General features: G+C 33.0%; 23 protein-coding genes. 12 read left to right on the top strand and 11 right to left on the bottom strand.

Annotated elements, in window-relative coordinates:
- Positions 1–39: 39 nt before the first annotated feature.
- The gene (locus SD960_RS15645; RefSeq protein ID WP_318804587.1) at positions 40–2430 is read left to right on the top strand and encodes a penicillin acylase family protein; all 2391 of its coding nucleotides are present in this window, start codon (positions 40–42) and stop codon (positions 2428–2430) included.
- Between the two features lie 86 nt (positions 2431–2516).
- Here the strand turns inward: SD960_RS15645 and SD960_RS15650 are convergent, their stop codons facing one another.
- From SD960_RS15650 to SD960_RS15685, 8 genes are all read right to left on the bottom strand, one after another.
- Positions 2517–2960, bottom strand: coding sequence for a hypothetical protein (locus SD960_RS15650; RefSeq protein ID WP_318804588.1), 444 nt, complete (start codon positions 2958–2960; stop codon positions 2517–2519).
- 193 nt (positions 2961–3153) lie between these two features.
- A complete protein-coding gene (locus SD960_RS15655) occupies positions 3154–3570 on the bottom strand; it encodes a DUF6157 family protein (RefSeq protein ID WP_318804590.1) in 417 nt (138 codons plus the stop codon).
- A 121-nt stretch (positions 3571–3691) separates the two neighbouring features.
- Positions 3692–5140, bottom strand: coding sequence for a serine hydrolase (locus SD960_RS15660; protein ID WP_318804592.1), 1449 nt, complete (start codon positions 5138–5140; stop codon positions 3692–3694).
- A 158-nt stretch (positions 5141–5298) separates the two neighbouring features.
- On the bottom strand, positions 5299–5775 hold the full coding sequence (locus SD960_RS15665; RefSeq protein WP_318804593.1) for a nuclear transport factor 2 family protein: 477 nt from the start codon (positions 5773–5775) through the stop codon (positions 5299–5301).
- A gap of 16 nt (positions 5776–5791) precedes the next feature.
- Positions 5792–6349, bottom strand: coding sequence for a nuclear transport factor 2 family protein (locus SD960_RS15670; protein WP_318804595.1), 558 nt, complete (start codon positions 6347–6349; stop codon positions 5792–5794).
- Between the two features lie 71 nt (positions 6350–6420).
- On the bottom strand, positions 6421–7230 hold the full coding sequence (locus tag SD960_RS15675; protein ID WP_318804597.1) for an AraC family transcriptional regulator: 810 nt from the start codon (positions 7228–7230) through the stop codon (positions 6421–6423).
- 92 nt (positions 7231–7322) lie between these two features.
- Positions 7323–7628 carry a GNAT family protein gene (locus SD960_RS15680; RefSeq protein ID WP_318804599.1) on the bottom strand — a complete coding sequence of 102 codons (306 nt, stop codon included), beginning with the start codon at positions 7626–7628 and terminating at the stop codon, positions 7323–7325.
- A complete protein-coding gene (locus SD960_RS15685; RefSeq protein WP_318804601.1) occupies positions 7574–7918 on the bottom strand; it encodes a GNAT family N-acetyltransferase in 345 nt (114 codons plus the stop codon). The genes SD960_RS15680 and SD960_RS15685 overlap by 55 nt, the downstream gene beginning before the upstream one ends.
- A gap of 477 nt (positions 7919–8395) precedes the next feature.
- Between SD960_RS15685 and SD960_RS15690 the strand changes: the two genes are divergently transcribed.
- Positions 8396–9739: an NAD(P)/FAD-dependent oxidoreductase gene (locus SD960_RS15690; protein ID WP_318804604.1), complete on the top strand. Its 1344-nt coding sequence runs from the start codon at positions 8396–8398 to the stop codon at positions 9737–9739.
- 157 nt (positions 9740–9896) lie between these two features.
- On the opposite strand, the gene SD960_RS15695 is transcribed toward SD960_RS15690, so the two are convergent.
- Entirely contained in the window at positions 9897–11414 is a 1518-nt protein-coding gene (locus SD960_RS15695; protein ID WP_318804606.1) for a helicase HerA-like domain-containing protein, read from the bottom strand.
- A gap of 380 nt (positions 11415–11794) precedes the next feature.
- Here SD960_RS15695 and SD960_RS15700 point away from each other — a divergent pair, with 380 nt between their 5' ends.
- The 8 genes from SD960_RS15700 (at position 11795) to SD960_RS15735 (ending at position 18285) form a co-directional block, all read left to right on the top strand.
- Complete coding sequence (locus SD960_RS15700) at positions 11795–12619, top strand: MotA/TolQ/ExbB proton channel family protein (RefSeq protein WP_042563690.1); 825 nt, start codon at positions 11795–11797, stop codon at positions 12617–12619.
- 55 nt (positions 12620–12674) lie between these two features.
- Positions 12675–13301: a biopolymer transporter ExbD gene (locus SD960_RS15705; RefSeq protein WP_318804608.1), complete on the top strand. Its 627-nt coding sequence runs from the start codon at positions 12675–12677 to the stop codon at positions 13299–13301.
- Between the two features lie 19 nt (positions 13302–13320).
- Positions 13321–13881, top strand: a complete 561-nt coding sequence (locus SD960_RS15710) for a biopolymer transporter ExbD (RefSeq protein ID WP_318804609.1) — start codon at positions 13321–13323, stop codon at positions 13879–13881.
- A 31-nt stretch (positions 13882–13912) separates the two neighbouring features.
- Complete coding sequence (locus SD960_RS15715) at positions 13913–14713, top strand: energy transducer TonB (protein WP_318804610.1); 801 nt, start codon at positions 13913–13915, stop codon at positions 14711–14713.
- Complete coding sequence (locus SD960_RS15720) at positions 14713–14943, top strand: hypothetical protein (protein ID WP_318804611.1); 231 nt, start codon at positions 14713–14715, stop codon at positions 14941–14943. Before SD960_RS15715 ends, SD960_RS15720 begins: the two co-directional genes overlap by 1 nt.
- Before the next feature lie 2 nt (positions 14944–14945).
- On the top strand, positions 14946–15866 hold the full coding sequence (locus SD960_RS15725; RefSeq protein WP_318804612.1) for a substrate-binding domain-containing protein: 921 nt from the start codon (positions 14946–14948) through the stop codon (positions 15864–15866).
- A 16-nt stretch (positions 15867–15882) separates the two neighbouring features.
- The gene (locus SD960_RS15730; protein ID WP_318804613.1) at positions 15883–17553 is read left to right on the top strand and encodes a tetratricopeptide repeat protein; all 1671 of its coding nucleotides are present in this window, start codon (positions 15883–15885) and stop codon (positions 17551–17553) included.
- Positions 17554–17652: 99 nt separating this feature from the next.
- The gene (locus tag SD960_RS15735) at positions 17653–18285 is read left to right on the top strand and encodes a 7-carboxy-7-deazaguanine synthase QueE (RefSeq protein WP_318804615.1); all 633 of its coding nucleotides are present in this window, start codon (positions 17653–17655) and stop codon (positions 18283–18285) included.
- Between the two features lie 97 nt (positions 18286–18382).
- Here SD960_RS15735 and SD960_RS15740 read toward each other — a convergent pair whose 3' ends face one another.
- Both SD960_RS15740 and SD960_RS15745 read right to left on the bottom strand, forming a co-directional pair.
- The gene (locus SD960_RS15740) at positions 18383–18928 is read right to left on the bottom strand and encodes a YfiT family bacillithiol transferase (protein WP_318804617.1); all 546 of its coding nucleotides are present in this window, start codon (positions 18926–18928) and stop codon (positions 18383–18385) included.
- Positions 18929–18943: 15 nt separating this feature from the next.
- Positions 18944–19651 carry a class I SAM-dependent methyltransferase gene (locus SD960_RS15745; protein ID WP_318804619.1) on the bottom strand — a complete coding sequence of 236 codons (708 nt, stop codon included), beginning with the start codon at positions 19649–19651 and terminating at the stop codon, positions 18944–18946.
- A gap of 74 nt (positions 19652–19725) precedes the next feature.
- On the opposite strand from SD960_RS15745, the gene SD960_RS15750 reads away from it, so the two are divergent.
- Together SD960_RS15750 and SD960_RS15755 are read left to right on the top strand one after the other, a co-directional pair.
- A complete protein-coding gene (locus tag SD960_RS15750) occupies positions 19726–20220 on the top strand; it encodes a YkgJ family cysteine cluster protein (protein ID WP_031455300.1) in 495 nt (164 codons plus the stop codon).
- A gap of 110 nt (positions 20221–20330) precedes the next feature.
- On the top strand, positions 20331–21566 hold the full coding sequence (locus tag SD960_RS15755; protein ID WP_318804623.1) for an ABC transporter permease: 1236 nt from the start codon (positions 20331–20333) through the stop codon (positions 21564–21566).
- Positions 21567–22360 lie beyond the last annotated feature (794 nt).

Here is a 22360-nt window from a genome sequence, read left to right on the forward strand (position 1 = left end):
ACATCATTACATAATTGTTATTTGCTTAATCTTTTGAATATGAAAATTATTAAAAAAATCTTACTTGTTTTACTGACTTTAATTGTTGTTTTAGGAATTGGTTTGTGCGGTTACATTTTTTATTTAAAACCAAAGTATGAAGGCGAATTACAACTTAAAAACATTCAAAAAGAAACCATCGTTTATTTTGATGATTTTGGTGTTCCTCATATTTATGCCAACTCTGAAAAAGATGCAATGACAGCTTTAGGTTATGTACACGCACAGGAAAGATTGTGGCAAATGGAATTACTACGCCGAATTGCTCCAGGGAAATTATCAGAGATTTTTGGATCTGTTGCGCTTAAAAATGATATGTTTTTCTCCGGAATTGGTATCGAAGACGCTTCGGCGAAAGCCATAGCAAAATTGGATAAAAACAGCCAGAGTTATCAATTAACAATGGCGTATTTAGACGGAATCAACCAATATCTGGATGAAGGCGTAACGCCAATTGAATTTACTCTGGTTGGTGTGAAAAAGAAAAAATTTACGATAGAGGATGTTTATAATATTTTTGGATATATGTCTTTTAGTTTCGCAATGGCGCAAAAAACAGATCCGTTATTGACAGATATTCGCAATAAATACGGAGCAGAATATTTGAAAGATTTAGGAATTGAAGGCGAATTTAATACGACACAAATCAAAAGTTCAAAAGAAAATATTGAAGAATATACGGCAATTTCAAAGTCGGTTGCAGCGTTGCTGGATAAATCGCCAATTCCTCCATTTGTGGGCAGTAACAGCTGGGTTGCAGGACCAAATAAAACCAAAAGCGGAAAAGTAATTTTTGCGAATGATCCACATATTGGGTTTTCGCAGCCTGGCACTTGGTATGAAGCGCACTTGGTAACGCCAAATCATGAATTGTACGGTTGCTATCTGGCCGGAACGCCGTTTCCGTTATTGGCGCACAATCGCGATTATGCTTACGGATTAACGATGTTTGAAAATGATGATATCGATTTTTATCAGGAAAAAAATAAAGCCGGAGATTCAACTCAATATCAAACGCCTGATGGTTTTGCCAAATATCAATTGATAAAAAAAACAATTAAAATAAAAGATAGTTCTGATGTGGTTTTAAGTGTAAAATCAAGTCGACACGGACCTATTATGAATGATTTGCTGGAACGTTTAGATCGTAAAAATCCAATTGCAATGACGTGGACTTATACCCAACAGCCGATTCAGATTTTGGATGCCGTTTACGGACTTTCGCACGCTAAAAGCAAAGATGATTTTAAAAAAGCAGTACAATTAGTTGCGGCGCCGGGATTAAACGTAATGTACGGCGATGCCAAAGGAAATGTGGCTTGGTGGGCAACGGGAAAATTATACAAACACAATAAAGGCGTGAGTTCGTACTTTATTTTAGATGGCGCAAGCGGAAAAGATGATATTGCAGAATATCTGGATTTCTCCAAAAATCCATCGGCAGAAAACCCTGAATGGGGTTATGTGTATTCCGCCAATAATCAGCCGGAAGCTATTGATGGCTATTTATATCCGGGATATTATTTGCCGGAAGATCGTGCAAAAAGAATTTCTTCTTTGATGGATGCAAAATCAAATTGGGATAAGGAAGAAGTTAGTAAAATGATTTATGACAATACTTCTGATATCTCGACAGGCGTTGCTCAAAATTTAATTTTGAGTTTAAATAAAAAATCCCTTTCGATAGAAGAAAAACAGGCAATTGGAGTATTAAAAGCATGGAAAGGAACCAATAATTTAGAAGATATTGCGCCAACCATTTACAACAAATGGATTTATTTGTATTTGAAGAATACTTTTGAAGACGAAATGGGATCTGATAATTTTAATTTATTTCTGGGAGTGAGTTTAGGAAAACAAGTTATAGCCAGACAAATTGTAAACGAAAATTCGGTTTGGTGGGATAATATAAAAACCAAAAACGTAAAAGAAACCAGAAGTGAAATCGTATCAAAATCATTTCACGAAGCGATCACAGCACTTAAAAAACAATTAGGAAACAATGTTCCCAATTGGAATTGGGGAAAAGTGCATACCGTAGAACACGAACATCCGTTGGGGAAAGTAGCAGCTTTACGAAAATTATTTAATGTTGGTCCCTTTGCAGATCCGGGATCGAATGAAGTAATCAACAATCAGTTTTTTGGATATAATGAAGAAGGGAAATATTATGTAAAAGGCGGTCCTTCAACCAGAAGAATCGTTGATTTTGCAGATATTGAAAACAGCTGGAGCGTTTTACCAACCGGACAATCGGGAAACCCTTTTAGCAAGCATTACGACGATCAGGCCGATATGTTTGTTCACGGAAAATTCAGAAAAATGAAACTGAACAAAGAAGAAATTATAAAAACTTCGACAAAATTGGTTTTCAAGCCAACAACAAAATAGTTTGATTTGTTTCAAGTTTCAGGTTTCAAGTTAGTTCAAAGGTTAGAAAAAACCTTTGAACCTTTGCAACTCTGAACCTTTGTGCCTTACTTAACCAATAAATATTTACCTTCAACAACATCTTTGGCATAAATGTCCAGATTGTTAAGTAGTACTTTGTTGGTTGTCATTGCGTTTGTGGTTTGGTAAGCAGTATTTTTTTGATATTCTTTTAATAACGTTTCCAATTCTACTTCGTTGTAAAAGGCAAACATATTATAAACCGCATCCCTAAAGTTTTTAAAGTTGATGGTTTCAGTTATTTGAACTGTTTTTTGCTCGTTCCATTTTTCTTTATAAGCCGTTTCGTTTATTTTGGTTAAGCAATAATCAACAAAATAGGTTTTGTAATTCGTTACATCAATAATTTTATTGACAATAATAGTATTTTGCTGTGTTGGCATTGGCGCCTTTGCAACCGAAGTTTGAGAAATACAAATAGCAGGAACAAACATCAATAATACAAGAAACAGGAAGTAGTTTTTTTTCATAGGTTATCTTAAAATTGATTACAGTTTTTAAGCTGTAAATCAGGTTGATTTAGATTTTAAATATTATTTTTTGGGCTTGGCTAAAATAGTTTTTTTGTTCTAAATATTCAATGGAAAAAATGACTTTTAAATAAAAAATCTCCGAAAGCAAATTTTGAATTTTTGCTTTCGAAGATTTGCATTTTTCAATCCTTTATTTTCTCGAAGTTCGCATTGCCTTTACGACTTTCAGGTTTTTATCTTTTGAGAGTTTTTGGTATTCGGGAGTTTCCATTCCGTATAAGGCGATTTTTCCATTTTCATCATTGTGAATTCCCCAACCATATCTTTTGGTTAAAGGTGAAGCGCGAAAACAGGCCTGACCTTTTGAAAAAAACTGTTCTCTGGATTTTTCATATTCAGATTGGGTTAAATCATTTTTATCTGCAAAAACCTGAAATAAAACATCATCAGAAGAATATTTATATGGATTTTTACTGATCATGTCAAACTCAATATTGGCAACCGTTTTCTTGTCGCTTTTTTGCTGCGGAATTTCACCATTCGATGCCGGACAATCTTCGGCAACTTCAATAAAAGTATTTTGATAATTTGTAGTGTGAACTTTCATAACATTTATTGATTGAAGAGCTTAGCTAAAATAATCATTTTCAAAATAAAAAAAAACTCTAACAATTCAGTTTTTAGGCTGAAGTATTAGAGTTAATTTGATGATTTATTCTTCGTTCTGATTATTTCTTTTTCAAAATTTCTGCCAAAACTTCTTTTCCATGTTCGTTTTTAGGATCAAGTTCTATCGATTTTTGGTAATTCGCAATTGCTAATTTTGTGTCTCCATCGGCAAGATAAGCTTCGCCTAAACTATCATACGCATTTCCGGATTTAGGGAAAGCCTCTACATTAATTTTAAAAACTTCAAGTGCTTCTTTCTTTTTTCCAGTCATTAATAATTGATATCCAACATTATTCATATCATCTTCCTTAATGCCATAAGTTGCATCTGCTTTTAGTTTTTTATAAGTTTCTGCTCCTGTGGCCGCGCCTTTTTCTGTTAGTACATCTAATAATTCAAATGCCATTGATTTTTTTGGCTGATTAAAAGGTTGATTGTATAAAATATTTCTAATAGATTCTGTCATTTCACCCAAAACAGTTCTTCCTGTATTATTTAATAAAACGATAAGAATCTTGTCAGATGGAACGCGGGAGATATTGGTATTAAAACCATTAATTCCTCCGCCATGTTCAATAACTTTTACTTTTCCTTTACCGTTTGTTACATCTCTAAGAAACCATCCGTAACCATAAGCTTCATCTCCTTGTGCAATATAAGGCTTGAACAAAGATTCCATTGATTTTTCTGAGAGCAATTTGTTGGTATAAAGTGCCTGATCCCATAAATATAAATCTTCTACAGTAGAATATAAAGAACCCGCGGCATACGGAATACTCATGTCGATATAAGAAGCATTTACGATTTTTTTGCCCGCTTTTTCATAACCTGCCGCTCTGTTTTTTAATACCACATCGCTGTGATCGTAACCAGAATTAACCATCTTTAAAGGAGTAAAAATAGTTTCCTGTAAATATTGCTCATAGGTTTTACCTGTAATTTTTTCAATAATATATCCCAATAAAAAATAACCGGAGTTACTGTAAGCGAATTTTTCACCAGGTTTAAATTCAAGTGGTAAATTCGAAAATGTTTTCACGAAATCTGCAGGCGAATATGGATTTCGGGCCTTTTCATTCATAAAGTTGGGTGCATTGGTATAATTTGGGATTCCGGATGTATGTGTCAATAAATTATGAATCGTGATTTTTTCACCCGTTTCTTTTGGATAATCCGGTAAATAAGTTGTGATTGGAACATCTAATTTTATTTTGCTTTCTTCTGCTAATTTCACAATTAACAGAGCCGTAAATTGTTTACTTATAGAACCTAATCTAAATTTTGTATCAGGCTGATTTGGAATATTCCATTCCATATTGGCAGAACCGTATCCTTTTTGCAGAATAACTTTTCCGTTTTCTGATACAAGTGCAGAGCCGTTAAATAATCCGTATTGATTGTATTGGTTTAATAATTGCTCAATTTGTTTTGCTTTGTCCTGTGCAGCAACATTAAAAGCAGATAATACAAGAAAGCAAACTGCAATAAGTTTGATTGGTTTTTTCATTTGATTAATTAGTTAGGTTAATGAGCGTTTTTTGATTGTGAAATGATGAATGAAACTCTTCTAATTATTTAGACGACTATTCTTTCATTTTGTTTCAAATATCAATCTTTTTTTTGGTATTTGTCTTAATAACTTATAAATACCACAAAAAAGAAAGATTACTTTTTGATTGCCCTATGCTCATAACTCACAATTCGTTTCAATATCCAATTATCCTCTTTCCGTTCCCAAATGTGAATAAATTTACCCGTTCCAACCGGAATATTATTGACAAGAAAAGTATGTTCGCCTAATTGTACCGCTCCAAAATCGCCTAATTTATCGATTGTGGTGGAATCTAATTTTCGGGTAAGTTTTTCTGTTCCGGCGCATTTTTCGGCCAGCGATTTTATTTCGTTTCCTTTAGAAGTATTTAATCCGAAACGATCGTCGTAAAACTCGACATCTTCGGCTATTATTTTCTTAAAAAGTGCAGCATCGCATTGATTAAAGGCAACATCAAAAAGCAAACTGTCCATTTTCAGGATTTCATTTTTCAGAAGATCCATTTTCACCATATCATTACTGGTTTGGCCTTTTGCTTCTCTGCTCAAAAACAATATAAAAAAGGCTAATGTATTTATCATTCGTGTCATAGCTTCTATATGTTTTTTATTTAGAAGTTTCTGCAGTATTCTCCGTTTGATGATCGTAACTATAACATCTTGCCAGTTTCCAAATTCCATCTTTCAATAGCCAGACATGTGTAAATCGAGCTGTACTGCCAAAATGTTCTTTAGCATTTGCCAGAGATTCATTTTTTTCTACTGATTTTTCATAAAATTGATGAATTCCCATTTGCATTGCACCATATAAAACACCTTTATTGTATAATGGATAAACTTCAGTAGTATTTGGAACTAAATATCTTCTATATTGACGTGTTCCAATAGAGCCACACAAACCTTTTTGCATATTTTTCACAAACAAAGCTTTGTCAGAAACACCGGATTTGTCGTGATAAAATTCAAGATCTTTAGTAAACAGTTTTTCAAACTGTGAAATGTCGCAGGTATTAAAGCCAATATCAAACAGAAGACTGTCTTTTGACATAATAGTTTTGTACAATTCTGAGTTTGGTTTCTCTTGAGAAAATCCAAAATGGAATTGAAGAAGTAATGCCCCAATTAAAATTGTCTTTACTGGGAAAAATAATAGATTGATTTTCATTTTTTGATTGATTTGATTGATGATTTGCAATATTAGGATAAATATTGCGGATAAAATTGTACAAATGCGAATTAGGCTCTTTTTTTAGAAAGAAAATAAGAATCTGAATTGAATGTTTTTGGAGATGTTTTCATCACATCTTTAAATTGTTTTATAAAATGCGACTGGTCAAAATATTTATTATAAAGGGCAACATCGGTCAGATTTAATTTTTCAAGACCGATATTTACCATTTGATCGATTGATTTTCTGAATTTCAGAATCGTAATGTGTTTTTTGATTGTAAGTCCGGTTGCGGATTTAAATTTAATTTGCAATGATCTTTGTGAGATATTTAAAATGTTTCCAATTTCCGAAACCGTAATTTCTTCATGCTGAAGTTTAATAAGTTCACAGATTTTTTCGACGATATTTTTATTTGGATTCTGGTTATTTAATCCTTCAAAATAATGATTTATTGTGTTTAATAATACCGAAATATCGCTGTTTAAATCCAAATCAATTTCCTTTTCAAAAGGCAATTCATTAGAATTAATTTTGATAATAGAATCGGTAAAATTGCTTAAATCATAATTCGGGAACATCGAAAGCGTCCAGGCATGCAATTGAATTATAGTGACTTTTGTTCTCGGCTGAATGTTGACCAAAACTTTATTCGTCATTTGCGAACAAAAATAAAAACCTTCTGGCATTTCATATTTTTGCTTGCTTGTATGAACTTCAATAGCATTTCCGCTCACAATGGCGAGATTAAAACAGCCGTTTGGTAAAACGAGTTTGTTTTCGATCAGGCTTTCGCCGATGCTGTTATCGAGACACCAAATTTTATTGACAAATCGTTCGCAATTTTCGCTCACATAATATTCTGAATATAAGTTCATTTTTAGAGTATTATGTTGGTGAATAATTCTGAGATTTGTTTCTAATTATTAGACGTAAAAATTTTGTTTTTGTTTCAAGTTTTTATTGATTTCTACAAAAACTCCAAAAAATATTCTCCTTTAGTATTCTCCCATTCTTCCAAAATAATACTATAATAAACATCATCTTTACTTTTTCCTTCAGAATCAACATAATTATTTCTAAAGATTCCTTCTTTTACTGCACCCAGTTTTTCAATCGCTCTTTGTGATTTTTTATTTTCTAAATCAGCACTAAATTGTATTCTTTTGAATTGAATATTTTCGAAACCAAAATTCAATAATTCATATTTACAGGCTTTGTTTAAACCAGTTCCTTGAAATGCTTTTCCGTACCAGGTCCAGCGCCAATTTCGCATTTTTGGCTTGCGTGGTTTAGATAACCATATCTTGTGCTTCCGGCGACTTTGTTTGTGGCTTTGTCAATAATCAAAAACGGATAACAAATTCCGTCTGCTTTTTGTTTTAAGGTACTTTTGATGTAGTTTTCGAAGTCATTTTCAGTTCGAACGTACATTCCCATGTATTTCCAGATTTCGTCATCAAAAATGATTTCTTTGAGTTCGATGTTTCTTTCGTTTTCGAATGGGAGTAATAAAACGCGTTCGTTTTCTAAGATAATGTTTGTTTGTAATAGTTCGCTTTTCATATGATTTTGATTTTGCCACAAAGGCGCAAGGGCACAAAGTTTTTAACACGATCTTGTCATCCTGACGGAGGAAGGATCACACTAGAAGCTCCGCGCCTGATTCGTCAATCTTTGTAGAGTTACGTATGTGATCCTTCCTCCGTCAGGATGACAAAAAGAAAGAAACTTTGCGCTTTTTGCTCCCGATAGTTATCGGGATTGCGCGATTATGTTTTTCAGCGAAAATACTCTTTTGCAAATGGTAAATAAATCAATAAAACCGGGATTTTGTTATGAAAATGAGTGTGCATGAGGGATAGCAGCGGTATCCTTTTATGGCGGGGTTCGCCATAAAAGATACAAGTGAATAGCCCGACCCGCTCCCGAGGCTTCGGGATTGGCGGGTCATGCCCATATAAATCATAAATATTTCCTTTATTTTTAAGGTCTTGTAGAATTATTACTTATTTTTACGATCTTATATTTAGATTTTTCTTGATGCAAACTTCACTAAAAATTGCCGTTGTAGGTTCTGGATTGGTAGGATCATTATTGGCAATTTATCTTAAAAAAGCAGGTCACACCGTTCATGTTTATGATCGTAGCCCTGATATTCGCAAAATAAATTTTTCTGGGCGTTCCATCAATCTGGCTATGTCTAATCGTGGCTGGAAAGCACTTGATGGCGTTGGCGTTGGCGATTCGGTTCGTGAAATCGCAATTCCGATGGACAAACGGGCGATTCATTTGGTTGATAAACTCAATTTTCAGAATTATGGTCAGGAAGGGGAGTCGATTTATTCGATTTCCAGAGGAACTTTAAACCGAAAAATGATTGATCTTGCCGAAGAAGCCGGAGCTGAATTTCTGTTTGACCAAAAAATCTGGGATGTAACGCTAAGCGATGCGACTTTGCATATTGGCGAAACCGAAAGAGGCGAGTGGGAAGAAAAGAAATACGATATGGTTTTTGGCGCCGATGGTGCTTTTTCGAGAATTCGTCACAGAATGCAACGCCAGAGTATGTTTAATTATTCGCAGGAGTTTTTAAATATGGGATATAAGGAATTGAATATTCCGGCAAATGCAGATGCAACACATAAATTAGATAAAAATTCGTTTCATATTTGGCCTCGTGGCGAATATATGTTGATTGCGCTTCCTAATTTGGATGGAAGTTTTACCTGTACGTTATTCATGCCTTTTGAAGGAGAAAATTCGTTTGCATCGCTTACAGATCGAAAAATGGTCGAAGATTTCTTTACAAAAAACTTCCCGGACTCGATTGAGGTGATTCCGAAACTGGCAGAAGATTTCTTTAAAAATCCAACGAGTACTTTGGTAACCATGAAATGTTTTCCTTGGACTTACGAAGATAAAATTGCCCTAATTGGAGATGCCTGTCATGCTATTGTTCCTTTTTACGGACAAGGAATGAATGCAGGTTTTGAAGATATTACGGTTTTAAATGAAATGATTGAAAAATATGGTAACGATTGGAAGAAGATTTTTTCTGAATATCAAGTTTCACGCAAACCTAATGCCGATGCAATTGCAGAACTTTCATACCGAAATTTCATGGAAATGAGTACGAAAACTGCCGATGAGAAGTTTTTGCTTCAAAAGAAAATTGAAAAGGCTTTTTCTGATAAACATCCTGATAAATGGATTCCACTCTATAGCCGTGTCACTTTTAGCGATCGCCCATATGCAGAAGCTTTAGCAATTGGAGATTTTCAAAACGGAATTATGGAAGAAATTCTAAAAATAGACAACATCGAGAATATCTGGAACACTCCGGAAATCGATAATAGAATTTTGAAGTTATTGCAAAACGCATAATTTTTTTAAACCATATAAGTTATATAAGTTCAATTAAAAACTGTACGCAAAGATTTACAAAGCGGTTAATTTTTTAAACATATAAGTTATATAAGTTCAAATAAAAAGTTTGCGTAAAGATTAAATGAACTTATATAACTTATATGGTGAAATTCTTTTATTTTTTGAAGATTTTGGTTAGAACGCCAAAAACACCTCTTATAAAGGTAGCACTTGTTACTACTTTCAAAACAGATTTTCCAACAACACTTGCTGTACTTGGTTCAGATTTTGAAGATCTTGTCGGAGCTTGTTCTTCCTGCTCTGCAGCAGCCTGAGTGGCTTCTTCAATTTTCTTATTTAGAATTTCGTAAGCGCTTTCACGGTCAATTTCTTCACTGTATTTCTTTACTAATTTAGATTTGCTGTTGATGGCTTCGATTTCATCAGAAGTCAAAACATCCATTCGGCTCATTGGTGCACGCATCATAGTAGCGACAAGCGGTGTTGGAACTCCTTTTTCATTCAAGGCAGTCACTAAAGCTTCCCCAATTCCTAAATTGGTCAGTAACTCATCGGTTTTATAATATTGTGAAGTTGGATAGTTATCAGCTGTTTTTTTAATTGCCTGTCTGTCATTTGCAGTAAAAGCTCTAAGGGCATGCTGAATCTTTAATCCTAATTGTGCCAAAACACCACTCGGAACATCCATTGGGTTTTGTGTTACGAAATAAACACCAATTCCTTTAGAACGAATTAATTTTACAATAGTTTCAATTTGCTCTAACAATGCTTTGCTGGCTTCGTTAAAAATTAAATGCGCTTCATCGATAAAAATGACCAATTCCGGTTGTTCAGCATCTCCCTTTTCAGGCATCTTTTGATAAATTTCGGCCAATAAACTCAACATAAAAGTCGAGAATAATTTAGGTTTGTCCTGAATGTCCGTCAAACGGATAATGTTTACATATCCTTTTCCGTTTTCATCAATTCTCATTAAATCATCAATTTCAAAAGATAATTCACCAAAAAACAAATCTCCGCCTTGTTGTTCTAATTCGATTATTTTTCTCAAAATTGTTCCCGTTGTTGCAGTCGAAATCTTGCCGTAGCTTTCAGTAATTTCGTCTTTCCCTTCTTCGGTAATATAATTAATGACCTTTTTAATGTCTTTTAAATCTAACAAAGGCATTTGCTTGTCATCACAATATTTAAAAATTACCGCAACAACTCCGGCCTGAGTATCATTTAGGTCTAAAATTCTGGAAAACAGTACAGGACCAAACTCAGAAACCGTGGCACGCAAGCGAACTCCGTTTTGTTTAGACAAAGACATCAATTCAACAGGAAATGCAGTTACATTATAAGGTATGTTTATTTTGGCATGACGCTCTGTAATAAAACCTTCTTCTTTTCCTTCTTTGGCTATACCACTAAAGTCACCTTTTATGTCCATCATCAGGACAGGAATTCCGGCATTTGATAATTGCTCTGAAAAAACCTGAATAGTTTTAGTTTTTCCCGTTCCGGTGGCTCCGGCAATTAACCCGTGACGGTTTAAAGTTTTTAGCGGAATTTTTACGTGTGCCTCCGCAATTGGCTCGCCGTCAAGAATTGCACCACCAAGAATGATGCTGTCACCCTTAGATAAATAACCATTGTTTATATCTTGAATGAAATTGTCTTTTTTATTCATTTTTTTGTTTGTAATTTAGATGATTATAAGAGTATTGCTTTGTTTTTTAACAATTTGATTACTTTTTTTTTAGTAAGAAAAAGCTTTTTCGGGTTAAAAATATAATAAAAAATTATTTCGCAACTTTTTAAGAAGATATCAATGGAATCTTTGAATATTTACTAAAACGTTGTAATTTTCCCAGAAATCATGCTATTTTTTGTTTTATCGAAAACCTGAGGTTCGCAATTTAATGAGATATTTTTTAAATTGACGTTAAATTTGCTTGAATAAAATTAAAAAAAGTTTTTTTATTTAAACTAAACGTATAAATTTGCTCCTCTACAAGTTAAATATAACTAAAAAATAAAAATTATTTAAAACTATTAAAATTTAAAAAAATGGCAAACGTTAAAGTTAAAAAAGAAAGCACTTCGAATGGGGGAGGAATGATCACTGGAATCATTATTGTAGCGTGTATTTTGGTTGGGGTGTTTATTTGGAAAGTTATCATGGGAGATGCTGCTAACTTCGAAGGAGGTAATCCTGAAACAGGTCACCCAATTAATACATTAGGACAAGTATATAAAGGAGGATTTATTGTACCAGTATTATTAGGTATGTTTTTAATGGTTGTTGTGTTTTCTATTGAAAGATTTATCGTTATTGGAAAAGCGGCTGGAAAAGCTAACTTAGACAAATTCATGAAAAGCGTTCAGGGAAGTATTAAAGAAGGAAATATTGAAGCTGCTATCGCTGCATGTGATAAACAACAAGGTTCAGTTGCAAATGCAATTAAATCTGCTTTGATTAAATACCAAGACGTTAAAAAAGAAGGTTTCAACAGTGAAGAAGCTTCAGAAGTAATCCACAAAGAAATCGAAGAGGCAACTTCATTAGAAATGCCAATGTTAGAAAAAAATATGACTATTATCTCTACTTTAGTATCATTAGGAACTTTAGGAGGATTATTAGGAACTGTATCTGGTATGATTAAAGCGTTTGGTGCGTTAGCTTCTGCTGGAACTCCAGACCAGGCTGCTCTTGCAACAGGTATTTCTGAAGCACTTATCAACACTGCAACAGGTATCTCTACTTCAATCTTGGCTATCGTTTCTTACAACTTCTTTACTGCTAAAATTGATGATTTAACTTACTCTATCGATGAGGCTGGTACTACAATCGTGAATACTTACAGAAGATTCAGAGGAAGTTTGAAACAATAATTAATTTTTGATATTAATATTACAATTAATTATATCAAAATAAAATAAAAAGATAATGGCTAAAATAAAAATGAAAAAGAAGTCAACATCGACAGATATGACTGCCATGTGTGATGTTGCGTTCCTTTTGCTTACGTTCTTTATCTTGACCGCTACTGCTAAAGTGCCAGAAGCGCTTCCTGTTGATACACCTTCATCTACTGTACAAAGTAAATTACCAGATTCAGATTTGGCAATTATTACAATAGGTAAAGGAGATGACGGGAAAAGCAAAGTGTTTTTTGACATTAAAGGAAGAGAGATTCGTAAAAAAACTCTTGAAGGAATGGGTTCAAAATACGGTGTGACTTTTTCAGAAGATGATAAAACTAAATTTGCGTTAATGGATGACTTTGGTGTTCCGGTAACAAATTTAAAGCAAATCATTGATATGAAAGCGGCTGATAGAACAAAAGCAAATCAACCTGGAATTCCATTAGATTCTTTAGATAATCAATTAAAAGATTGGCTTTTGATTTCAAGAAGAGCTGCGATCGATATAGATGATAAAGAATTGCAAATTGCAATAAAAGGTGATGCGAAAGAACAATATCCACAAATCAAAAAGATTATGGATATTTTACAAGATCAGAAAATCAATTCCTTTAACTTAGTTACAGGTATGAGAGGAAAAGACTTTTAATTAAAAAAGATACACTAAAATGGCTGAATTAAATACCGGCGACGGTGGCGGCGGAAAAGGTGGCAAAGTAAGAAGTAAAAAGCAGAATTCTAAAGTCGATTTAACGGCAATGGTGGATTTGGCATTCTTATTGATCACGTTCTTTATGTTGACCACATCGTTGTCAAAACCTCAATCGATGGATTTGTCTCTGCCAGATAAAGATCCAGATCCAACAGCGAAACCAACTAAGGTTGATGAGAATCGTACAATGACTGTAATGTTGGGTGCAGATAATAAAATTGTTTATTATATGGGATTACTTGAAAGTCCAATTGCTGGACCAAAAGACATTGCTTATGGTAAAGATGGAATTCGTAGAGAATTATTATCAAGAAAGAAATCGGTTTTAGCTTATTCTACAGCATTAGGGAAACCTAAAAACGGGATAATAGTTATTATTAAACCAACTAAGAAATCAAATTATCGTAATTTGGTTGATATGTTAGATGAAATGGCTATCACCGGAGTTGAAACTTATGCTATCGTTCCTGAGTTTACACCTGAAGAAACAAAATTGGTAGATAAAAAAGAGCAATAATCTTTTTTGGATACCCTAATACTCAAGAAAAATGAAATTAGATATAATTAAAAATCAGTGGCTTGATATCGTATTCGAAGGGCGTAATAAGATATATGGTGCATATGAGTTAAGGAAATCGAATCGAAGCACTACAATAAAAGCGCTTATTATAGGTTCTGTTATTTTTAGCTTTGCTGTAGCAGCTCCTCTTATTGCAAGCTTATTGCCAGATTCTAAAGAAGAAGATGTAAATAACGATATTAAGATTGCTACTGTGAAATTACCTCCAAAAAAAGAGGAAATTAAGCCAAACCAACCACCACCGCCACCGCCACCACCAAAAGTGGATCAGGTGAAGTTTGTGAAACCGGTTGTGGCTAAAGCAAATGAAATTACTGAAGATCCTCCGAAAATTGAGGAACTTAAGGATAAAAAAGTTGGTTCTGAAACTATCAAAGGAGATCCAAATGCAGTACTTACTGTAGATGAGCCCGTAGGAACAGGTCCTGTTTCTCAGGTAGTAGAAGAAGATAACAACGTGTATAACACAGCTGGTATCGAAGTAAAACCAGATTTCCCTGGAGGGATTGAAAAATTCTACAAATTCGTAGGAAATAATTACAAGACTCCGGAAGAAGAAGGTTTAAAAGGTAAAGTTTATGTTACTTTTGTAGTTGAAAAAGACGGTTCGTTAACGGACATTAAAGTTTTAAGGGATATCGGTTACGGTACAGGAGCTGAAGCAATTCGTGTTCTTAAAAAGTGTCCAAAATGGACTCCCGGCGAGCAAAATGGTAAAAAAGTCAGAGTACTTTACTCTCTTCCTATTACTATTCAATCTGCAGAATAATGTTAAAAGATTTGCTTAATAATATTCAGAAGAAATCGCTCAAAGAGCGATTTCTTCTTGTTTTAGGAATACTGTTTTTTTTAATATATCTTGTGCTGGGTTTAATGATTATGTTCTGGAAAAAACTTCCATTAGATATGGAGCCTAAGTATAGATATGCTTTTGGTGGTTTACTGATTGTTTATTCGGCAATCCGTTTTTTAAGGTTAATTAATTCAAATGCAGAATAGTTATGTTGAAATATGGTAAAATTTTCGGTTTAATAGTTTTTGTCTTTTTGTTTGCCATGTGTAACCAAAAAAGCAAAAACGAATCGAAAGAAACAATTTTAAAAGGATCAATTGATATTGTTACTGATGAAACGATAAAACCAATTGTAGATGACCAGGTAGCTGTTTTTGAAGGGACGTATTATGATGCTAAAATTGCAGTAAAACCTAAGTCAGAAGGTGAGCTTATAAATGATTTGTTAAGTCAGAAAGCTAAAGTAGCAGTAACCGCTCGAAATTTAACTAAAGAAGAATTGCAAAAATTTGAAAAGAGTAAAATTAATCCAAGAGTAACTCCTTTTGCAATTGATGCAATTGCTTTAATTTCAAACAAGAGCAATAATGACACATTAATTGCGTTGAAGTCAGTAATAGATTTTATGCAAGGTAAGTCAGATACAAGAATAAAGGGGTTAGTTTTTGATAATCCAAATTCAAGTACAGTACGTTATATGAAGGATTTGGCAAAGGTTAAAGAAATTCCGGCAAATGGTGTTTTTTCTTTTAAAACAAATGATGAAGTTATTAAGTTTGTTTCAGAAAATGACGGAATGATTGGTGTTGTTGGCGTAAATTGGTTATCGCAGCCTTCTCAAAATATGGTTGACATTGTAAAGAAAATTAATGTTTTGAGCGTAAAAGGACTAAAAGATAATAACTATTATAGTCCAACACAAAATGATCTTGCTGAATTAAAATATCCTTTGGCACGTGATTTGTTTATTATAAATTGTCAGGGATATTCTGGATTAGGAATGGGGTTTGCTTCATTCATCGCCGGAGATATAGGACAACGTATAGTTTTAAAATCTGGATTGCTTCCTGTTAGAACTCCGGGAAGAAAATTACAAATTAGAAGTCAAATTATAAATGATAAAGAATAAATTAATTACAATAAAGATGAATAAATTTAAAATTTTTAGTCTTGCCTTAGTTGCTTCAGCTTCTGTAGTAAAAGCGCAAGATATCAAAGAAGCTAAAAAAGCAATCGATGCAGAGCAATTTCAAAAAGCAAAATCATTGCTGAAATCAATCATTAAAGCAAAACCATCTGATGGAGAAGCTAATTTTGTTTTAGGTAATGTTTACTTAAATCAATCTATTATTGATTCTGCTAAAATTTATTACTTAAATGGATTAGAAGCATCTGAAAAGAAACACTTAAACTACATAGGTTTAGCTCAAATTGATCTTGATAATAAAAACACTGCTTCAGCTACTGCTAATTTTGGGTTAGCAACAAAAGACATAAAACGTAAAGATGTAGATGAATTTATTTACATCGGTAAAGCATACATGAATTCAGTAAATCCTGATTATACAAATGCTGTTGCGTCTTTGAAAAAAGCATTAGCTATTGAGCCACAAAATGCTCAGGCACTTTTGGCAATTGGTGATGCATATTATGGAGCAAACAATCAAAATGATGCTTACAAAGCATATCGTGATGCATTTACTGCAGATCCGACACTTTTGAGAGCTAAAATGCAGTTGGGAGTTTTATTAAAAGGAGCAAAATCTTACGAGGAAGCTATTAAATCTTTCAATGAAGTTATTGCTTTAAATGCTAATTACGGACCTGTTTACAGAGAATTAGCTGAAACATATTACAAATGGGCAAGAAATAAACCATCGACTTCTACTGTTAACTTACAAAAAGCAATTACGAATTACGAGAAATATTTAAGCCTTACAGATTATTCTTTAGATTCAAAAATGCGTCATGCGGATTTCCTTATCTTAGTTAAAGATTATAAAAATCTTGAGGTTGTTGCAAACAAAATGATTGCTGAAGATAAAGTTAATCCAAGAATCTTTAGATATTTAGGATATGCTGCTTACGAAAATGGAAATTATGATGTAGCTATTAAATCTATTGAAGATTATATCAAAGTACCAACAAATAAAATAATCGGAAGAGATTATTTGTATTTAGGTTACGCAAAGATTAAAAAAGGAACTAATGCTGAAGGTGTTGTTGATCCTGCAGTTTTTAATGCTGGTTTAGCCGAAATTAAAAAAGGAGTTGCTATGGATCCTCTAGCTGTTGAAGAACTTGGTGATTTTGGAAAAGAATTATTTGGTAAAAAACAATTTGCTCAGGCTGCTGCTCTTTATGAATTGAGTTCTGCTAATACAGAATCAAAAAATTACTTAACTGATAATGTGTATTATGGAATCTCTCTTTATTATGCAAATGTAAATAAAACGGCTACCGCTCCGGAAGTTATTGCTGATTTAGGTAAAGCCGATGCTGCTTTTGACAGAGTTTTGGTTGCTTCTCCTACTTATGACGAAGCTTACTTATACAAAGGCAGAATCAATAACTTGTTAGAGAAAGATGATCAAATCATCAAAAACTATGAAGAGTATATTACTAAAATAACTGCAAAAGGCGCTGAAGAATTAGCAAAACCTGCTACAGTTAAAAAAATCGTAGAAGCTTACAATAGTATTGGTGCTAGTTACGCTAATACAGACAAAGCTAAAGCAGTTGAATATTTCAATAAAACTTTAGTTTTAGATCCGGCTAATACTTACGCTCAACAATCTGTGAAAGCTTTAAAATAATTTTTAGTTTTCTATTAAATATAAAACCGATAGCTCGCAAGACTATCGGTTTTTTTGTTCCGTATTTAATTGACTATCTTTGCACTTTAAAATAAAATAATGTTATCAAAAGAAATACAATTAGAAGTAAATAAAGGAGCGATGTTGCCCTTGATGGAAGAATTTTATACCATTCAGGGTGAAGGTTTTCATACAGGAACAGCTGCTTACTTTATACGAATTGGAGGTTGTGACGTAGGTTGCCATTGGTGTGACGTAAAAGAAAGTTGGAATGCAGAATTACATCCCCCAACAAGTGTTGATTTAATTGTAAAGAATGCTGCAAGTTATGCTGATACAGTTGTAATTACAGGAGGAGAACCATTGACTTGGGATATGACATTACTAACTCAGGAATTAAAAAATAAAAATTTAAAAGTTCATATAGAAACCTCAGGTGCTTATCCACTAACAGGGTTTTGGGATTGGATTTGTCTTTCTCCTAAAAAAAATAAATTACCAACTCAAACTGTATATGACAATGCACACGAGTTAAAAGTGATTATTTATAATAAACATGATTTTATCTTTGCAGAAGAACAAGCGGAACTTGTAAACGATGGTGCAATTTTATTTCTTCAGCCCGAGTGGAGTAAAAAAGAAGAAATGACACCTTTAATTGTTGAGTATGTAATGAACAATCCAAAATGGAGAGTTTCATTACAAACACATAAATATTTAAATATTCCATAAGCGGTCTAAAACAAAAAACTCTTCATTTGAAGAGTTTTTTGTTTTAAGTAAATAGTACACAACGATGTGTAAGAATGTATAAAAAGGATACAATGTTTTATTTCCAGTTTTTATATTTCTTTAAGGAAGTAATATGCGCTAGGTGATGATTTCCATGCCAGGCATAAAGACCGATAATTTCTTTTATTTTATATTCTGAATTATTTTCTGGGTGAATAAATGATTTTTCAAGTTCAGTTTCGGATAAACTTTTCATTAAAAATGCCAGCCGTGCATGTAAACCTTCCAATAAAGCCAAACTTGATTCTATTGGCATGTGTAAATTATCTGGCAAAGCCGACCAAAGATTCTCGTCATATGGTTTTATAACCGGATTATTTTCTGTTAATGTCCATTTTATTCGAATAAAACAATTCATATGACTTTCGGCACAATGATGGATTACTTGTCGAACCGTCCATCCACCGGGACGATATGGAGTGATCAGCTGATCATTATTTAAATCTCCTGATTCTTTTTTCAGCCTTTCAGGAAAAGATTCAATTTCTTCAATCTTAGCTAATATATAATCTGATGAATACATTTTAGGAGCAATGAATTTTCCGATCGGATATTTTAATTTTTCTAAATCTAAATTTTCCATAAATTCAAGCGTGATTTAAATTGAAAGTCTGGCCAAATAATCATAATGTTCTCCTTCTAAAACAAGTTCACATTTTAATCCATTAGCAATAGCAGCATTTTGAAGTGTGTTGTAATCTAAGTACAACCAATCAAAAGGCTCTTCTTTTTCTCCTTTATAAGAAATATTAAAAACAAGTTCGCCATAATAATCATTATTTGATGGAATCCACTTTCCGCCATCTTCATCTTCGTCGAACATATATATTATATCGGAGCTATCTAGTAAGATTTGTCCGCCTTCATTTAAAAGTGATTTTAGTTTCGATAAATATTTATTACAGTTGTCTAATTTTCCAAAAATGCCAACACCATTCATTAATAATATAATAGTATCGAATTTTTCTCCCTCAAAATCTAAAATATTCTGAACCTTGGCATTTTTCACACCTCTAAGTTTACAGGTTTCTATTGCTTTTTCAGAAATATCTATAGAGGTAACGTCTATATTTCGATCATTTTGTAAGGACAAGCTATGGCTTCCGGCTCCGCAACCTACATCAAGTGTTTTTCCAGTTGTTAGTTGTAGGGCCTTTTGCTCAATTTTAGGCATTTCATTATAAGAACGGAATAAATAATCTACACTCATTTCATCTTCTTCAGAAATTGTAGTTTCGGTAATAATATCTTCAGGCGAATTATTGGTCTGAAAATCAAACATCGCTTTTCCAAAAAGATCTTTCATGGTAATTTAGTTCAAAGTTTAAGGTTTCAAGTTTAAAGTTGTTTAATTTTGCACATCAACTTTAAATAGTAAACTTGAAACAGATTTTAAATAACTTAAATAAGTTAGCCAAAGATAAGCATATCGAAAACAAAAAGTATTTTGATAAGCTGAAAAAGAAACAACCTAAAAATTTAGATTATGTTATGCAGGATTTGCATGACGCCGAATTTAAAAAGACAGATTGTTTACAATGTGCCAATTGTTGTAAAACAACCGGGCCATTATTTACTTTGGCAGACATTGAAAGGATTTCAAAATCTTTCAGACAAAAACCACAACAATTCATTGATCAATATCTTCGAATAGATGAAGATAAAGATTATGTTTTAAAAAGTGTTCCCTGTACTTTTCTTGATAATGAAAATTATTGCATGATTTATGACGTTCGGCCAAAAGCTTGCAGAGAATTTCCGCATACTGACCGTAAAAAGTTTCATCAAATTGCAGACCTTACACTAAAAAATGTTGCAATTTGCCCGGCAGCATATAACATAGTTGAAGAAATGAAAAAGAAATTACCACTTTAAGAACTTAAATATTTTGTAATTGTTTTTAGTTACAATCGTTTTTATTTTTTAAAATGTATTTTTGAAAGACAAAATTAGCAAACTTAATAAATCAATAAGACCCTTATAAATTGAATCTGGAATACTTTATAGCAAAAAGACTTATTACTGCCAAAGATTATAAAAGCAGTATTTCGGCACCGATCATCAAAATTGCCATTTCGGCTATTGCCATTGGTATTATAATGATGTTGGTTTCGGTTGCAACCGGAATTGGGTTACAGCAAAAAATACGCGAAAAAGTTTCAGCTTTCAACGGTCAAATTATTATTTCGAATTATGATAATAATAATTCAGATGTAACATTGGTTCCAATTTCTAAAAAACAAGATTTTTATCCCAATTTTAAGTCAGTTCCTGAGGTAAGCCATATTCAGGTAATCGCAAGTAAAGCGGGAATCATTAGAACCGAAAATGCATTTGAAGGAATTATTTTCAAAGGGGTAGGAGGAGATTATGACTGGAATAATATAAAAGAATATTTAGTAGAAGGTAAATTACCGGATTTCTCTAAAAACTTAAACGAAGAAGTAATTATTTCCAAATTCCTGGCAAATCGCTTAGGCTTAAAAGTTGGAGATAATTTTAATACCTTTTTTATTAAAGAAGAACAAGGCAAGATGCCCAATAGCCGGCGATTCAAAATTACGGGTATTTTTAATTCAGGATTTCAGGATTTCGATGCAACTTATATAATAGGAGATATTCGTCATATACAACGAATTAATAAATGGAATCCGGATCAGGTTGGTGCTTTTGAAGTTTTTGTAAAAGATTTTAAAAATATCAAAGCAACCGGTGATCAGATTTACGAACAGACATCTTCAAGTCTGGATACAAAAACAATAGTTGAAAAATACGGTTATATATTCGATTGGTTACAGCTTTTCGATTTCAATATCATCGTTATTTTAGTGGTTATGATTTTAGTAGCCACAATAAACATGGTAGTAGCTTTATTGGTTCTTATTTTAGAACGTACACAAATGATTGGAATTCTAAAAGCTTTAGGTGCTAATAACTGGACAGTACGCAAAATATTTTTGTACAATGCTTTCTATCTTATTATAAGAGGGCTTTTTTGGGGTAATCTAATCGGGATTTCAATATTGCTTATACAGCAGCAATTCGGAGTCGTTCAATTAAATCCTGAAAACTATTATGTAAACCAGGCGCCGGTTTATATAAATTGGGGATATGTGATTTTATTGAATCTAATGACTATTACAGTTTGTTTCGTTGTGTTATTAATTCCCTCCTATATTATAACCAAGATTTCTCCAGTTAAAGCTATTCGTTTCGATTAACTATAATAATTAAAGATTCACATTTACAATCCGACAAGTTTTTTAATAACTGTCGGATTTGTTTTTTATAGAAGTAGAATATTGCTACTATAATATATAAGAGTAGTTTTTATCAGGTTTAGCGAAGTAGAAGCTCTTTTATGGAATTATTATTTTAGTAAGGAGCTATTTCCCGCTGTTCCTTCCAATCTTTTGTGGTGAACCCCACCACAAAAGGATTTTCCCTCCCATCGGGGCTAGGGGAGTTGTTTTCAAGAGAAGTGTTTGTTATGTAAGGAGAAAGCAGGAAAAAAGACTTCGTGTCTTTAGTGCCTTTGTGGCAAAGAGTCCAAAAAACCAAAAATGGCATTCAAGAGGATGAAATTCAGGAAAAATGGGAGAAGGTAAATATTGTAAAGTTCTCAGAAAAGAATGTGTTAGTATGTAAAGTCCATAAAAACGGTAGTTCAGCAAGCAAAAGAATTGAGACAAACACAAACACTACAGAAAATTCTTAAAATTATCAAAAAATATTAAATCGTAAGTTTTGTGTTATCAGGGTGTTAAGAAAAACTTTCGAAAAAGATTAAAATTATATAAAAAAAAGGCTTGTAAATGTAAATAAAGGTGCTACTTTTGCACCCGCAACAGCGATAGACGTTCACTGAAATACTGGCAAGCAAACGAATTTTGGAAAGAAAATTTTTTTCAAAAAAAGATTCAAAAAAGCTTGTGAGATTTAAAAACAGAAGTTACATTTGCACCCCGCAAAACACGGAAAGTTCATTGACAGATTGGTAACTGTCTCTTATACA

Source organism: Flavobacterium sp. MMLR14_040 (assembly GCF_033657265.1).
GTDB lineage: Bacteria > Bacteroidota > Bacteroidia > Flavobacteriales > Flavobacteriaceae > Flavobacterium.

What these genes read in the sequence shown, in the direction of transcription:
- SD960_RS15645 (WP_318804587.1), top strand. Translation starts at nt 40, where the DNA reads ATGAAAATTATTAAAAAAATCTTACTTGTTTTACTGACTTTAATTGTT.
- SD960_RS15650 (WP_318804588.1), bottom strand. Translation starts at nt 2,960, where the DNA reads ATGAAAAAAAACTACTTCCTGTTTCTTGTATTATTGATGTTTGTTCCT.
- SD960_RS15655 (WP_318804590.1), bottom strand. Translation starts at nt 3,570, where the DNA reads ATGAAAGTTCACACTACAAATTATCAAAATACTTTTATTGAAGTTGCC.
- SD960_RS15660 (WP_318804592.1), bottom strand. Translation starts at nt 5,140, where the DNA reads ATGAAAAAACCAATCAAACTTATTGCAGTTTGCTTTCTTGTATTATCT.
- SD960_RS15665 (WP_318804593.1), bottom strand. Translation starts at nt 5,775, where the DNA reads ATGACACGAATGATAAATACATTAGCCTTTTTTATATTGTTTTTGAGC.
- SD960_RS15670 (WP_318804595.1), bottom strand. Translation starts at nt 6,349, where the DNA reads ATGAAAATCAATCTATTATTTTTCCCAGTAAAGACAATTTTAATTGGG.
- SD960_RS15675 (WP_318804597.1), bottom strand. Translation starts at nt 7,230, where the DNA reads ATGAACTTATATTCAGAATATTATGTGAGCGAAAATTGCGAACGATTT.
- SD960_RS15680 (WP_318804599.1), bottom strand. Translation starts at nt 7,628, where the DNA reads ATGCGAAATTGGCGCTGGACCTGGTACGGAAAAGCATTTCAAGGAACT.
- SD960_RS15685 (WP_318804601.1), bottom strand. Translation starts at nt 7,918, where the DNA reads ATGAAAAGCGAACTATTACAAACAAACATTATCTTAGAAAACGAACGC.
- SD960_RS15690 (WP_318804604.1), top strand. Translation starts at nt 8,396, where the DNA reads ATGCAAACTTCACTAAAAATTGCCGTTGTAGGTTCTGGATTGGTAGGA.
- SD960_RS15695 (WP_318804606.1), bottom strand. Translation starts at nt 11,414, where the DNA reads ATGAATAAAAAAGACAATTTCATTCAAGATATAAACAATGGTTATTTA.
- SD960_RS15700 (WP_042563690.1), top strand. Translation starts at nt 11,795, where the DNA reads ATGGCAAACGTTAAAGTTAAAAAAGAAAGCACTTCGAATGGGGGAGGA.
- SD960_RS15705 (WP_318804608.1), top strand. Translation starts at nt 12,675, where the DNA reads ATGGCTAAAATAAAAATGAAAAAGAAGTCAACATCGACAGATATGACT.
- SD960_RS15710 (WP_318804609.1), top strand. Translation starts at nt 13,321, where the DNA reads ATGGCTGAATTAAATACCGGCGACGGTGGCGGCGGAAAAGGTGGCAAA.
- SD960_RS15715 (WP_318804610.1), top strand. Translation starts at nt 13,913, where the DNA reads ATGAAATTAGATATAATTAAAAATCAGTGGCTTGATATCGTATTCGAA.
- SD960_RS15720 (WP_318804611.1), top strand. Translation starts at nt 14,713, where the DNA reads ATGTTAAAAGATTTGCTTAATAATATTCAGAAGAAATCGCTCAAAGAG.
- SD960_RS15725 (WP_318804612.1), top strand. Translation starts at nt 14,946, where the DNA reads ATGTTGAAATATGGTAAAATTTTCGGTTTAATAGTTTTTGTCTTTTTG.
- SD960_RS15730 (WP_318804613.1), top strand. Translation starts at nt 15,883, where the DNA reads ATGAATAAATTTAAAATTTTTAGTCTTGCCTTAGTTGCTTCAGCTTCT.
- SD960_RS15735 (WP_318804615.1), top strand. Translation starts at nt 17,653, where the DNA reads ATGTTATCAAAAGAAATACAATTAGAAGTAAATAAAGGAGCGATGTTG.
- SD960_RS15740 (WP_318804617.1), bottom strand. Translation starts at nt 18,928, where the DNA reads ATGGAAAATTTAGATTTAGAAAAATTAAAATATCCGATCGGAAAATTC.
- SD960_RS15745 (WP_318804619.1), bottom strand. Translation starts at nt 19,651, where the DNA reads ATGAAAGATCTTTTTGGAAAAGCGATGTTTGATTTTCAGACCAATAAT.